This is a genomic window from Bacillus sp. es.034 (assembly GCF_002563655.1).
GTDB lineage: Bacteria > Bacillota > Bacilli > Bacillales > Bacillaceae_B > Rossellomorea.
Genome location: NZ_PDIY01000001.1, coordinates 2,370,893 through 2,384,712, shown reverse-complemented (window position 1 = coordinate 2,384,712; position 13,820 = coordinate 2,370,893). Strand labels below are relative to the sequence as shown.

At 43.4% G+C, this 13,820-nt stretch carries 17 protein-coding genes; 4 read left to right on the top strand and 13 right to left on the bottom strand.

Features of this window, described 5'->3' with window-relative positions; genetic code table 11:
* Window positions 1–174: 174 nt before the first annotated feature.
* Entirely contained in the window at window positions 175–1,284 is a 1,110-nt protein-coding gene (gene gpr / locus ATG71_RS12105) for a GPR endopeptidase (RefSeq protein ID WP_098439809.1), read from the bottom strand.
* Window positions 1,285–1,486: 202 nt separating this feature from the next.
* On the opposite strand from gpr, the gene rpsT reads away from it, so the two are divergent.
* On the top strand, window positions 1,487–1,738 hold the full coding sequence (gene rpsT, locus ATG71_RS12100) for a 30S ribosomal protein S20 (protein WP_034757447.1): 252 nt from the start codon (window positions 1,487–1,489) through the stop codon (window positions 1,736–1,738).
* 39 nt (window positions 1,739–1,777) lie between these two features.
* Here rpsT and holA read toward each other — a convergent pair whose 3' ends face one another.
* Entirely contained in the window at window positions 1,778–2,806 is a 1,029-nt protein-coding gene (holA, locus tag ATG71_RS12095) for a DNA polymerase III subunit delta (protein ID WP_098439808.1), read from the bottom strand.
* Window positions 2,807–3,100: 294 nt separating this feature from the next.
* On the opposite strand from holA, the gene ATG71_RS12090 reads away from it, so the two are divergent.
* Window positions 3,101–3,235: a YqzM family protein gene (locus tag ATG71_RS12090; RefSeq protein WP_082386400.1), complete on the top strand. Its 135-nt coding sequence runs from the start codon at window positions 3,101–3,103 to the stop codon at window positions 3,233–3,235.
* A 152-nt stretch (window positions 3,236–3,387) separates the two neighbouring features.
* On the opposite strand, the gene ATG71_RS12085 is transcribed toward ATG71_RS12090, so the two are convergent.
* The 3 genes from ATG71_RS12085 to ATG71_RS12075 all read right to left on the bottom strand — a co-directional run bounded on the left by ATG71_RS12085 (window position 3,388) and on the right by ATG71_RS12075 (window position 6,925).
* Window positions 3,388–5,640 carry a DNA internalization-related competence protein ComEC/Rec2 gene (locus tag ATG71_RS12085; RefSeq protein WP_179886524.1) on the bottom strand — a complete coding sequence of 751 codons (2,253 nt, stop codon included), beginning with the start codon at window positions 5,638–5,640 and terminating at the stop codon, window positions 3,388–3,390.
* A 16-nt stretch (window positions 5,641–5,656) separates the two neighbouring features.
* Complete coding sequence (locus tag ATG71_RS12080; protein WP_098441810.1) at window positions 5,657–6,220, bottom strand: ComE operon protein 2; 564 nt, start codon at window positions 6,218–6,220, stop codon at window positions 5,657–5,659.
* Between the two features lie 78 nt (window positions 6,221–6,298).
* Entirely contained in the window at window positions 6,299–6,925 is a 627-nt protein-coding gene (locus ATG71_RS12075; protein WP_098439806.1) for a helix-hairpin-helix domain-containing protein, read from the bottom strand.
* Between the two features lie 79 nt (window positions 6,926–7,004).
* Here ATG71_RS12075 and comER point away from each other — a divergent pair, with 79 nt between their 5' ends.
* Complete coding sequence (comER, locus tag ATG71_RS12070; protein WP_098441809.1) at window positions 7,005–7,826, top strand: late competence protein ComER; 822 nt, start codon at window positions 7,005–7,007, stop codon at window positions 7,824–7,826.
* Between the two features lie 121 nt (window positions 7,827–7,947).
* Here comER and ATG71_RS12065 read toward each other — a convergent pair whose 3' ends face one another.
* The 8 genes from ATG71_RS12065 to ATG71_RS12030 are packed head-to-tail and all read right to left on the bottom strand — an operon-like array spanning window position 7,948 to window position 12,950.
* The gene (locus tag ATG71_RS12065) at window positions 7,948–8,694 is read right to left on the bottom strand and encodes a class I SAM-dependent DNA methyltransferase (RefSeq protein WP_098439805.1); all 747 of its coding nucleotides are present in this window, start codon (window positions 8,692–8,694) and stop codon (window positions 7,948–7,950) included.
* A complete protein-coding gene (gene rsfS / locus ATG71_RS12060; RefSeq protein WP_034757434.1) occupies window positions 8,695–9,048 on the bottom strand; it encodes a ribosome silencing factor in 354 nt (117 codons plus the stop codon).
* A gap of 4 nt (window positions 9,049–9,052) precedes the next feature.
* On the bottom strand, window positions 9,053–9,619 hold the full coding sequence (gene yqeK, locus ATG71_RS12055; RefSeq protein ID WP_098439804.1) for a bis(5'-nucleosyl)-tetraphosphatase (symmetrical) YqeK: 567 nt from the start codon (window positions 9,617–9,619) through the stop codon (window positions 9,053–9,055).
* Entirely contained in the window at window positions 9,612–10,181 is a 570-nt protein-coding gene (locus ATG71_RS12050) for a nicotinate-nucleotide adenylyltransferase (RefSeq protein WP_098441808.1), read from the bottom strand. The genes yqeK and ATG71_RS12050 overlap by 8 nt, the downstream gene beginning before the upstream one ends.
* 14 nt (window positions 10,182–10,195) lie before the next feature.
* Window positions 10,196–10,489, bottom strand: a complete 294-nt coding sequence (gene yhbY, locus ATG71_RS12045; RefSeq protein ID WP_098439803.1) for a ribosome assembly RNA-binding protein YhbY — start codon at window positions 10,487–10,489, stop codon at window positions 10,196–10,198.
* Between the two features lies 1 nt (window position 10,490).
* Window positions 10,491–11,321 (bottom strand): shikimate dehydrogenase, encoded by an 831-nt coding sequence (gene aroE, locus ATG71_RS12040; protein WP_286162989.1) that lies wholly within the window; start codon window positions 11,319–11,321, stop codon window positions 10,491–10,493.
* 10 nt (window positions 11,322–11,331) lie between these two features.
* Window positions 11,332–12,432, bottom strand: coding sequence for a ribosome biogenesis GTPase YqeH (yqeH, locus tag ATG71_RS12035; protein WP_098439802.1), 1,101 nt, complete (start codon window positions 12,430–12,432; stop codon window positions 11,332–11,334).
* Window positions 12,429–12,950, bottom strand: a complete 522-nt coding sequence (locus ATG71_RS12030; RefSeq protein ID WP_098439801.1) for a YqeG family HAD IIIA-type phosphatase — start codon at window positions 12,948–12,950, stop codon at window positions 12,429–12,431. The genes yqeH and ATG71_RS12030 overlap by 4 nt, the downstream gene beginning before the upstream one ends.
* 448 nt (window positions 12,951–13,398) lie before the next feature.
* Here ATG71_RS12030 and sda point away from each other — a divergent pair, with 448 nt between their 5' ends.
* Entirely contained in the window at window positions 13,399–13,539 is a 141-nt protein-coding gene (gene sda, locus ATG71_RS12025; protein WP_034757416.1) for a sporulation histidine kinase inhibitor Sda, read from the top strand.
* Window positions 13,540–13,820 lie beyond the last annotated feature (281 nt).

The following is a 13,820-nucleotide window of genomic DNA, read 5'->3' as shown; positions in this document are numbered from 1 at the left end:
CTATGTAGTAGTCATTATGAGATGATTGGTGGAAAGTTAAACGGTGGAGTCTAGTATTTTTCGTGATGGAAAGGTGCACTCGGTTGGATTTTTACGAGAAAGAGGAAAGGTTTTCTCATAAAAAAACGCCTCGAGGTCCACATTTCCCCTTGAGGCGTTATCATCCCAATCCATTTATCTTGTCTGATACCCCGTATTTGCCTGATTCACCGAGTCATGGAGCGCCGCATTGAGTCCGCTTGCGATGAGGTTCGCCATGTCCTCCATAAACACATCCACTTCTTTCGGTGTGACCATCAGGTTATGGCCGAGCGGAGACAGGACTTCATGAATCAGTTTTCGTTTTTCCTGATCTTCAAGGGTCCCGACGATCCCCATAAATGTCTGGCGATGCTGTTCTTCCGGGAGATCTTCCTCCGTCAATTTCCTTCTCTCACCGAAGCTTAATCCTGCAGGCGCAAGGGATCTTGATGGACGATCGCCTTCTCTCATTTCTTTTCCAAAATGTTTCAAGAGAAAATCCACTGTATCACTGACGATCGTCACGGCATCCAACACGGTGGGAACACCGATGGCAATGACGGGAACACCCAGCGTTTCCTGATCCAGCCCTTTTCGTTTATTCCCCACCCCGGACCCCGGATGGATTCCGGTATCTGAAATCTGGATCGTCGCATTGACGCGTTCGATCGACCGGGAAGCCAGGGCGTCGATGGCGATGATAAAGTCGGGCTTGGATTTCTCCACCACGCCGAAAATGATATCGCTCGTTTCAATCCCGGTCAGTCCCATGACACCCGGAACGAGGGCACTGACCGGTCGATACCCTTCTTCCACCGACTCCGGCTGCAGTTCGAATAGATGTCTCGTCACGATGATGTCTTCACATACCCTTGGCCCCAATGAATCCGGGGTCACATTCCAGTTTCCGAGGCCGACGATCAAACAGCTTGCATTTTTACTGATTTTATTATTGATCAGGAATTGATTGAATTCATTGGCGAATATATTTTCGACCTTCTGTTGGAGCTCTGTATTTTCTTCACGGATACCATGAGCTTCGATGGTCAGATAGTTGCCCGGTTTCTTACCGATTTTTTCTTCCCCTTCAGGCGTGACCGTTACCAGGGAAACCTTCACTCCATCTTCTTCTTTTTCTTTAATCATGACACCCTTAATGGATGACGTATCCTCCGCTTTATCACTGACGACCATTTCCCTTGCTTCCACGGCAAGATCGGTACGCACGCAATATTTACTAAGATCGATTTCTTCTTTTTTCATAGTGACTCTACCTCCAGGCTTGGGATATTATCCAGTATTTTTTTATGTTTACCTTTTTAGTAGGTGTTCATTCACTTGTTTAATTTCTCTCCATAGTATTGCAATATCACTGTCCGTTTGATAAAATATCATTTGTTCTTATTGTTTAGGAATTTAAATCGAGTCACATAGAATCTCGATCCTTTTATAGGAGGTGACAGGAATGCCAAATATCAAATCAGCTATCAAACGCGTAAAAACAAGCAACGAGCGTAACGCTCAAAACGCTGCAGTAAAATCTACTATGCGTACTGCGATCAAGAAAGCAGAAGCAGCAGCGACTAACAGCGCTGATAATGCGAAAGATCTAGTAACTGAAGCGGTACGTCAATTAGACAAAGCAGCTCAAAAAGGTCTTATCCACAAAAACGCTGCAGATCGTCAAAAGTCTCGCCTAATGAAAAAAGCGAACTAATTGAAAAAAACCACCGAACCAATTGGTCCGGTGGTTTTTTTATGTAAAACTTTGATCATGAAGTTTAAACAGGAACATTTCAATCATCAGTTCTTTCTTAATCTTTCCTGATTTGATTTCATAATCCCCTTGTGAAAGGGTATCGATGATATGGGCCAGCTGCTTATCATTGAAATGCTTTGCCTGTCCGGCTGCGAGTTTTACCCTGAACGGATGCACTTTTAAGGTCGTGGCAATCTTTTGTTGGCCGTAGCCTCTGCGTGAAAGCTCCTTTGTGCCGTATATGAGGCGGAACTGACCAGCGAGTATTGCCAGGATTTTGAGCGGTTCTTCATTTTGCTTGAGCAGATCGTAATAGATCCTTAAAGCTTCATCGATCCTTCTGTGCACAACTTTGTCCACTAACGTGAAAATATTTTGTTCCAACGACCTTGCCGTTAACCTCTCAACGACTTCCACATCGATCCGGTTCGTATCACTTGCATATAAAGAAAGCTTATCCAATTCCTGAGTGAGCATCATCAGATTTGTGCCCGCTAATGACAGCAGTAATTCGACGGCTTCCTCATCGATCTGAACACTATTCCTGGCAGCACGTTCCCTTACCCAGGATTTCAATTCATGCTCATTCAACTTTTTGGCTTCGACAATTTCTGCACTCTTTTTTAAGCTCTTGGTGATTTTTTTACGCTCGTCCAGTTTTTCATAATTCGCCGTGATGACAAGGATCGTGTACGGTGCAGGTGATTGTATGTATTGTTCAAAACGCTTGATGTTATGTTCTACTTTTTCTTTTGTTTTTTCAGCCGTCAAAAAAACGGGGTTTTGGATGACGACGACTCGTCTTTCTCCCATGAACGGAAAGGTTTCCGCGTCTTCTATCGCTACTTCCACCGGTGTTTCCTCCAGATCATAGCTTGAAAAATTAAAATCCATTTCCTCTTCTGAAATGGCCCTTGAGACAATTCTTTGTTTCGTTTCATTAATAATAAATGACTCATTTCCGTAAACTAAATATACAGCCGCAAATTGAGATTTCTCTATTTTTTTCCATGTATCGATAACCAAGTCAGCACTCTCCATTAAGTCTTTTCTCTACTCTATGGTAAAAAAGCTTTCTGGTTTTGGCAAGGGGTAAAGGGGACATCCCTCTATAGGACACCCCCTATATCTATATTAACGCTAACGGATAAGACCTAGGAACCTTATCCGTCAAGCGGTATTTCCTTTGTATTGATTAGTGTCACCACAGGCTCTCAAAGTTATGGGTGACAACTCTTGTCAGTAAAGGAAAAAGTAAAGGGAAGTATAGATTTTTCAGTAGCGTTGTTCTATACTAGAATAGAAATAGGAGGGGTAGTTGTGAACCAATTTGAAAAGAATGTACAATCAAAACGAAATGATGCGGTAGATTCTGGCGTCGGCTTCGGTGTTTCTTTTGGTTTCTTTGCCGTAATGTTCATTATTGCAACAGTTATCAAAATGATTGGCTCTTAATGAAAAATAGGAGGCAGGCCTGAAAGATTCCGGTTACTTCAATTTCCATATATGGTGCTATCTGTATCATAAAGATGGGTTGAAGGCGCCTGATTCTTCCTCGATGGGTCTGCCCCTTTTTCATTAGCACCTCATTTGTTTTGTTCTACATCCTATGGCAGGTGGGCTGAAAACGTTCCTTTTTTATCCCAAAAACGATAGGTGATCGCCCCGTTCACAGCCGTACTGTAAATCGTCAGTCCCCTTTCCTTTAATCGCTCCACCACTTCAGGGTGGGGGTGTCCGAAGCGATTGGTTTCTCCCGCAGAGATCACTGCGACGTTCGGGTTCGTTTCATCGAGGAACGCTTCCGATGTACTCGTGTTGCTGCCGTGATGACCGACTTTCAACACATCCACAGGCAGATCGAATGCTGCAACGAATGCTCTTTCCCCTTCCTTCTCAAGATCACCTGTAAACAGCCATTTCTTTGAGCCGATTTCACCGTATAGAACAATGGAGTCATTGTTTCCTTCATACTCTTCATCAAGGGGGGATACGATATGGAGCCCATTACGGTCTCCACGCCAGCTATCCGGATACATTACTTCTTTGACCGATATCCCTTTTTCCTGAGCCATTTTGAGAATCCGGTCCACCTCCCCCTTCTCCCCGCTGCCGGGACTGATCAATATTTCTCCGACCTTCATTTCGTTTAATACCGCTTCTGCACCTCCTATATGATCAAGATCTCCATGAGTTAAAATCAAGGCATCGATGGACGTGATCCCTTTGCTTTTTAGAAAAGGCACCACAATGTCCTCCCCTACAGAAAAACGGTTCTTTTTCTCCTGCCAATTTTCTTTCGGGAACGTCATCTCCCCTCCTGCATCAATCAAATATGTTCCCCGGTTGTACGGAAGATCAATCAGAGTTGCATCTCCCTGCCCTACATCAATGAAGACAATTTCTCCATAGGGATGGTACCTGTTCAAGAGTAAATGAAAGATGAAGAAAAGAAAAAGCAAACCCATGGAAAGGTATTTTCTCCTCTCCATCCCAACGAATGCAAAATAAATTAGAATGAGATACCCCACGAGAAGAACAACATTCGGCTTTCCCATTACCAGGGTGCTGAATGGAAAGGAAGCAACGACAGAGGATAACGCTTGAATTCCTTCCAGCAGAATTTGATAAGGGATCATGGCCCACCCAGCCGATAAGACTGAAATGAAAAGATAGGTGAGGATGGCCATCGGAAGGATGATAATGGAAAAAAGCGGGACATAAAGGAGATTTGTCAGAAAACCGATCAAAGAGAACTCATAGAAATGATAGATCACGAAGGGGATGGAAGATAATTGGGCCACCATCGTGACGGTGACCATTTGTTTGAAGGAAGAAGACGACTGTAAAATAGTCCAGGAAGAAAGTACCAGTGAAAAACTGACGGCGAATGAGAGCTGAAAGCCCACATTGTAAACAGAGAAAGGTTCGTATAAGACGATGAGAAGGAACACTGTGGCCAGACTATCGATTACACCGATATTCCAGGAGGTCTTTTTGCCGAGGATGAGGATGATCAGCATGAAGGATGCACGTACAACAGAAGGGGAGCCGCCGGTCAATACGATATAGCATAGAAGGAGCATAATCCCTGTCCATGATGCCGCTTCCCTCGTCAGACCCATCCTTAACAACAAATAATGAAGCACCGCAAACAAAAGTCCCACATGAAGACCTGAGATGGCAAGGAGATGAACAACACCGAGCTCCCTGAATGCCTTCATGGTATCCTCTCTAATCATCTCCGTCTCCCCGAACAGTAATGCCTGAGTGATACCAACCGTTGAAGAGGGAAACTCCCGTTCAATTCTTTTTAATCCTTGAAATCTAAGCTTTGTAAGAGTATGTTTCCAGATGCTTCGATCCACACATCCCTCAAATTGCTGTACCTCTAGGATCCAATAAACCCCTTGATGGTACAGATAGTCCTTATAATTGAATGAATTTGGATTTTTCCCCGGCTTAGGTTCTGCCAGCTGTCCTTTTACATTGCAAACAAATCCTGGATTCACTTTTGCAAACTGCCTTTTTTCCTCTTCGTTATCAAAATAATAACGAATCAGGATTTTCTCATTTTCTACTTTTGCAAATGAAACAAAGGTGCTTCCGTCAATGGTGGGGATATCATCTATAAATACTTGATGAGTGGACGGTTCAGACTGAGGGGGAATATCTGATTTCTGGTTTTTCTCGTGTAAAAAGGAGTGAAAGAAAGAAACGATCACCAGGAGAAATGAAACGAAAAGGAAGGGTCGGGGCATTTTTCTGAGGAAAAGGGAAAGGATGAGGAGAACAAGGACGACAGCACCCCAAAGGAATTGAAGTGCCAGCAATGTCCCCGATAGAACCGACAACGCCAAATAAACGCATAAGCCCTTACTCATTAAAAAGTTTTATGTATTCATGCTCATAATAGTGAATCTTCTCCTCGGCAACTCCCTGCTGCCTCAGATCTTCTATCAACTGGATCATGAGCGTTGCTTTTTCCTTGTGTTTCACATCGATGCTGCTTTCCTGGAAAGGCACTTTTTCCACATGGACGCCTGCCTTTTCGAACAGCTCGATGGCGTATGGATGATTTTTATAATCTTTTGCATAGTAAACTGTTTTGATACCCGCCTGTATAAGCGCCTTACAGCATTGTAGGCAAGGAAAGTGCGTGACATATATGTCCGCATTCTCTGTTCCTACCCCGAACTTTGAACATTGCAGGAGTGCATTCATTTCTGCGTGGATGGTCCTCACACAGTGATTGTCAATGACATAGCACCCTTCATCTATACAATGATCTCCGCCGGCTATGGAGCCGTTATAGCCTCCTGCTATGATCCGCTTATCCCTGACGATGGTTGCTCCGACCGCCAGTCTCGTACACGTGCTGCGGAGGGCCAGCAGTTGACTTTGAGCCATGAAATATTGATGCCACGCAATTCTTTCCATCACCATTCACCCTTCTCTTGTTTTGAGCTTTATTTTAATGCTTGTTTAAGTGTATAAAGACTACCTGCCTTTCGTCAATCATTGGACAAAAATATGTTCTTTCAATTTCTCGAATGTTTTTTCTCCAATTCCTGAAATGTTTGTGATTTCTTCAATAGAGTTGAACGGACCATTTTCTTCACGGTATTGGATAAAGGTGGCAGCTTTAGATGGCCCTATTCCAGGAAGGGTTTCGAATTCGGCCTGTGAGGCTGTATTGATATTCAGTTTATCCTCTCCTGATTCTGCCCCTTGAGAAACAGGGGCAGGAAGTGACTGAGGCGTCGTTTCCATTTCACCGATTTTCGGCACATAGATCATCATTTCGTCCGTCACTTTGACGGCGAGATTCATCAGCTTTTTGTCTGCATCCTTTGTGAATCCACCTGCCCTGTCTATGACGAACTTCAGCCTGTCCCCCTGCTTCACTTCATAAAGACCCGGATTCACCACCTCACCCTTTACGTCCACATACACTGTTTCAGGACTCTTCGTCATTTCAGGCTCTTTAGGTTTTTCAGGTACTTTCACTTCTGCCGCTGCAGTAAAGGAAGGTTCTTCAACGGGAGGCTCCCCGGCTTTTTTCAATATATACCCAATCAGGAATACGGCACAAATCGCGAGGATCACAAGGATGGTTCGGTACTTTTCGATTAAGGACTGCATGGAAATCACCTCTGGTGGAATATTCATTGCATGGAATTCATACCTTTTAGGAGAGAGTGGGAAAGAAGGAGGGCTGAACATGAAAATAGGTATCATCGGAACGGGAAACATGGGGAAAATCATTATTGAAGCTCTCATTGAATCACAGGCGATTTCTCCTTCACATCTTCATATTACGAATCGTTCATTAAAAAAAGCCGAGGATTTAAAAGAAAAATTCCGCAACGTGAACATAGCTCGTACGAATGAAGACGTCATTTCTTCATCTGATCTGGTCTTCATCTGCGTCAAGCCGCATGATGTATATGATGTGATTCAAGAGAATAAGAAAAACTTCACGAAGGACAAATGTGTCGTTTCCATCACAAGCCCGGTAAGTGTGAATCAGTTGGAATCCTTATTACCCTGTTCCTGCGCACGATTCATTCCAAGCATCACGAACCGCGCACTAAGCGGTGTGTCCCTTCTAACATATGGAAGTCATTGTTCAGATAAATGGAGACGGGAATTAAAGAAGATCGCAGGACATATCTCTACTCCAGTCGAGATTGATGAAAATGTAACTCGGGTAGCATCTGATATCGTCAGCTGCGGGCCGGCTTTTTTCAGTTATGTGACACAGCGGTTCATTGATGCTGCAGTGGAAGTGACGGAGATCGATCATGAAACCGCAACTGTCCTCGCATCTGAAATGCTGGTCGGACTTGGGGATCTGTTGAAGAAAAATATCTATACCTTACCGACACTTCAAGAAAAGGTTTGTGTAAAAGGAGGGGTGACAGGGATCGGGATTTCTGTAATGGAAAGAGAACTGGGAGATGTGTTCGAGAAACTTTTCGAAGCAACACAAGAGAAATTCGTGGATGATATTGAAGGAACCAAATCACAATTCGGGGTCTAGAGTGACTCCTCTTTTTATACTTCGACATAAATTGATTAATTCCTTCTTTTTTCTACCGTTTTTATCCTGTAGTAAACGAAGATAAGCCGGGTCGCTCTCATTGAGGCGACCCGGCTTTTGATTATTTCTTTTTACACGCAAAGAAGATTCTCTCACTCTTGTCATTGGGGGATTCTTCCGTGAAGTCCCCAGTGATATTCAACACATCGAAGCCGTTTTCAGCGAGCCACTCCTTTACCATCAGGATCGGATAGGTACGCTGTTTATGCAGCTCTTCCACTCTCTCGTACTGTCCGGTTTCTTCATCTTCCACGAAAAAAGTCAGCTCATGTTCCACACTATTGGGAACTTCACCAGGGAAGCAATCCCATATATAGGATACATGTTCATCCGTAAGGGTAAAGGTTTGGTTCATGAAAATCTGCGTCATTTTAAAAATGGAATGCACATCAAAAAGGAATAGCCCATCCTGCTTCAGATGAGAGTAGACCCCTTTAAATGTGCTCTCCAAGTCACTCTCGTCTTCCAGGTAATTCAATGAATCACAAAAAATCGTAATGATGTCGTATTCACCAAGGGAATCGAGCCTCGACATATCCTGCTGAAATAACTGAATATGGACATTCTGTGCCGATGCTTTTTCCTGGGCGATGGTGAGCATGTCCTGAGACAAGTCGACCCCCGTCACATCATATCCGTCCCGTGCAAGCCTCAACGATAATTCCCCTGTTCCACAAGCGATATCAAGAACTCTCTTCCCATGGACCAAATAGTGTTCTGCCTGCCGGTTCACATACTCCAACCAGCCTTCGTATGGGACGTCCTGCATTAAATAATCATATACATAAGCAAAACGCTCATAGCTCATTTACAGGTTCTCACCTTGTCCGACCTCGACGAATGATGCATCTCCCCATAAACGTTCAAGATTATAGTAACCTCTTTCTTCTTTATGGAATACGTGAGCGACGACATCGCCTAAATCAACCAGGATCCAACGTGCCTGATCGAATCCTTCAAGACGTTTCACTGTGTATCCCTTTTCTTCCGCTGCGTCTTTCAATTCACGCGCGATCGCCTGTACTTGTTTGTCTGAGTTCCCGTGACAGATCAGGAAATAATCCGCAATCAACGAAACACCTTTCATATCCAATACAACAATATCCTCAGCGCGTTTATCATCAGCAGCTTTAAATGCTAATTCTACTAAATTTTGTTCCATTCCTTCATCTCCTCTGATTTAATGTCAATTCATTGTAAAAGCGAAATGTATCCGGATAGATCGCTTGATTTTTTTTCATAAGAAACGTGATTGTATTCTGAAGAGCTTTTATGAGTGCCAGGTCCAATGATTCGTTGGCGAGCTCCCTCACTTCTTCCACCCCGGGGAACCTGCGATTCGGTTCAATATAGTCAGCTAAATAAACCACCTTGTCGAGTACCGTCATCCCCTCTTTCCCGGAAGTATGGAAGCGGATGGCATCCAGGATATCCCGGTCCTCTATCCCGATCTCACGTTCTACCAGGATAGCTCCAACAGGGGCGTGCCATAACTCGCCATTATACAGTAATAGATCCTTTGAAAGATTCTCCCTTTCAATGATTTCCTGCATTTCATGTTTATCCCGGAACTTTGCATAATCATGAAAGATTGCAGCTGTTTCAGCCTTTTTCTCATCGGCTCCATACCGTTTCGCAAGCTCGATACTCGTCTCAATGACACCACAAGTATGAATGTAGCGGTGTTCAGTCAAATGCTTTTTAACCATCTCCAGCGCTTTTTCCCTATTCATATAACTTCTCCTCCTTGATAAATCGATACACGTCGTCCGGAACCAAATAGCGAACCGTTTGTCCCTTATTTACTGTGTCACGAATGTATGAAGAAGAAAGATCGATGGCCGGCACTTCGATCAATTGTACGTTAAAGGAAGTCTCGTGGGTATAATCCGGACGATTGACCCCGATGAACTTCACCATATTCTGCAACTCTTCGATTTTATACCATTTCGGGAGATACTCGATCATATCCCCACCTATGATAAACGAAAATTCGGTGTTCACTTCTCTTTCCATCAAAAGCTTGATGGTGTCATATGTGAAGGAGGCACCCTGCCTTTCGAGTTCGATCCGTTCAATCGAAAAACGGGGATGCCCTTTGATGGCTGCCTCCAGCATCCAAAGCCGCTGGTCCACCGTTACCCTTTCATCCACCTGTTTATGGGGAGGTACATGGTTAGGAAGGAAGCGGATTTCATCTAATTGTGCCTTTTCCAACACTTGCTCTGCAATGACCAAGTGACCCATATGGGGAGGATTGAAAGTACCTCCCAGAAGTCCAACCTTTTTTTTCATCATCGTATCGATCCTTATCTTGGCAGGATTAATTGCTTATTTTCTTTCGATTCTTTGTACAGAACAATGGTATTTCCGATGATCTGGACAACTTCAGCTCCTACGCCTTCCGAGAGCTCTTGTGCAACCTCTGACTTATCCATATCACAATTTTGAAGGATGCTGATTTTCATCAATTCCCTCGTCTCAATTGCTTCTCCGATCGTTTTGATCATATTATCGTTGACTCCGCCTTTTCCTACTTGAAAAACCGGATTTAAGTGATGTGCTTCTGAACGTAAAAACCTTTTTTGTTTACCTGTTAACATGTTAACCTCCTAGTTGTTGTAAAACGGTATCCCTCATAATCGAATAGGACGGAAAGATCCCTGTCCACTTCTTAAATGAAAGGGCTCCCTGATAAACGAACATATCGAGCCCGTTCTGAGTCAGGGCACCTTTTTGTTTCGCCTGTTTCAATAATGATGTTTCCAGTGGATTATAAATGATATCCGAGACGATGCTTCCCTGCTTTAATGCATTGACCTTTATCGGACAGTCTTCAATATGAGGAAACATGCCGATGGATGTCGTCTGGATGATGACATCATATTCGTGCAATTCGTTCTCTGCCGCTTCAAGGGTAAGGAACGAAGAATCCAACGGAAACGGGCAGGCATCCATCATCTTCTCTGCCCTTCCCGGGGTCCGGTTGGTAACATCGATCTTTCTTACACCAGAAGAAGCAAGTGTATAATAGATGGCCCTGGCAGCACCGCCGGCCCCGATGATCAGCATCGACTTGTTTTCCAGACGATCACCGGCTACCTTTTTCAAACCTTCAACAAATCCAAGACCGTCTGTATTATACCCGATCAGCTTGCCATTTTCATTTACAATCGTGTTGACAGCACCGATGGCCTTTGCCAATGGATCTATCCCATCGAGGAGAGACATGACATGTTCTTTATGAGGAACCGTCACATTCACTCCCTGAATGCCCAAGGCTTTGATTCCACGGATGGCGTCGGGAAGCTGCTCTTTCTTCACATGAAATCGAACATATTCAGCGTTGATTCCATTATCTTCAAACGCGCTATTATGCATCAGGGGCGACATTGAATGAGCAATCGGGTCCCCAATCACACCATAAAGAGCCACAGAACCCCTCCTAGATCAGTGATTTTCTTAAAAAGACGCTGACACCTTTCGGGACGTGAGCGGCAATGGTCGCTCCGGCGTCATTGACGGTAATCCATCCCAATCCTGAGAAAACGATATCCGTTTTCGCTTCTTTGATCCTGAACTCGTGCCTCACAAGTGGAGGGAACGTATCCATATCGTCTTTTCTTGGTGGCTGCAATAATTCCCCCGCATGATTCTTATAGAGTTCATCCGCCTTTTCAATCTTCGTCCGATGGATGGACAGCTCATTTGAGAAATAGCAGGTAAACGGCTGACGCTCACCGGCTATGAAATCAAAACGGGCCAATCCGCCGAAGAACAGAGTTTGTTCCGGATTCAACTGGAACGTCCTTGGCTTGATTTCTTTTTTAGGCGTAATGATTTTTAAATCCTGTTTATCTACAAAATGGGCCATTTGGTGATGATTGATGATGCCGGGTGTATCAATCAATGATTCTTCATCATCCAATGGAATTTGAATCATATCAAGAGTCGTGCCAGGAAAATGGGAAGTCGTGATGACATCCTGCTCTCCTGAGACATGTTTGATGATGCGGTTGATGAACGTGGATTTCCCTACGTTTGTACATCCTACCACGTAAACGTCTTTTCCATTGCGATATTCCTCGATCGCTTCGATTGCTTCAGCGATCCCCTGCCCCTTGGCCGCACTCACCAATTGAACATCGATCGGTTTCAATCCCAGTTGACTCGCTTCATGCTTCATCCAATGAATCAGCTTGGAGTGTTTCACCGACTTAGGCAGGATATCCACCTTGTTTCCTATCAGAAGGATTGGATTGGACCCTACGAACCTGTGGAGTCCAGGAAGCCAGCTTCCATTAAAGTCAAAGATGTCCACCACTTTGACTATAAGCCCTTCAGAGTCACCAAGCTCATTCAGTATTTTCAGGAAGTCATCATCGGTCAACGGAACATCCTGGACTTCATTATAATGCTTCAATCTGAAACAGCGCTGACAGATGATCTCTTCTTTTTGAAGAGCTGAAGGAGGGGCATAGCCCATGCCTTCTTTATGTTCCGTCTGAATTTCAACGCCGCAACCTATACATACAACTCCACTCACTGTTTGTCCTCCCACTCAAGCATGCCTTTACGCTTGAAAAACTTCATGATTCTGCGTTCTACCTGACGATTGAACTTTGTAAAGAATCCATCCGATTGAGCCACAGGTACGACCAGTATCGTATGGAAGCCGCTGCGGTTTCCACCCAATACGTCCGTCAATAGCTGATCACCGATGACAACCGCCTCTTCCTTCTTAACACCCATTTGTTTGATCGCTTTCTTAAAAGCACGTCCCATAGGCTTTCGCGCCTGAAAGATGAATGGCACACCCAAAGGTTCGGCGAATGCCCCCACGCGGTTTTTATTATTGTTGGATACGATTGTCACAAGGATCCCCTGCTCCTGCATGTCCTTAAACCACTGGATCAATTTCGGGGTGGCGTTTGGCCTGTCCCACTCCACTAACGTATTATCCAAGTCGGTAATGATGGCCTTGATCCCTTTTTCCTTAAGATGCCCCGGGGTGATATTAAAAATATCCTGGACCTGTTCATTGGGTAAAAACTGCTTGATCACATGCTACACCTCAAATTTCTTTATCGATTATATGATGAACTGCTTTCGATCTATTTTCATTAGATGAACGTTCCACTATAGGGGGAAACGATTTCTATAGTATACCTTTAACCTATAACAGATTAATGATAACCAATTTTACATACAGATTCAAAATAAATCATATATATTCCTGTAATTCCAAACATATTACAACAAAAAATAAATATTTTTCGACAAATTTCCAGTTTCCTTCATCCTTGTGGATAACCTTATTCACATTATACAGAACACAAACAAGCTTTATTTACCAGTTATATACAAGTTAGTCACAACTTATCCACCATGAACTGTGGATAACGGAACGCTTGTTCTACAAAAAAAATTTTGGTAAAGTTACATTACTACTAAAAAACGTACTTACATTAAGTTTCGAATAAAAAGATGATGAGTAATGGAGGTGGAATTAATGAGGAAATTATCGGACGAACTGTTGATTGATTCTTATTACAAAGCGTTGGAACTGAAACTCAATACAGAATTCATTCGCCTCATCGAAATGGAAATTCACCGTCGATCTCTTACAAATAAAATAAAAGCTACTTCGTAGAATACTAACATGAAACGGGACGGATTTATATAAAATCCGTCCTCTTTTTTTATGGAATATATGCTCCTACAGCATTACATTTCAAAATACCGACCTACTGTCCAGTCAAATTCCACACTCAATTTTAAAAAACGATTAACTTTAACAGTTTAATAAGTATATAATAAAATATTATTATATACTATATGAATAAGGATATTTTTTCACTGTATGGTGTTAACCAGGTCAACAGGTACTCGTTAAGGCATATTTCAGCCACGAATCTTGTTCAACAGTGAGCA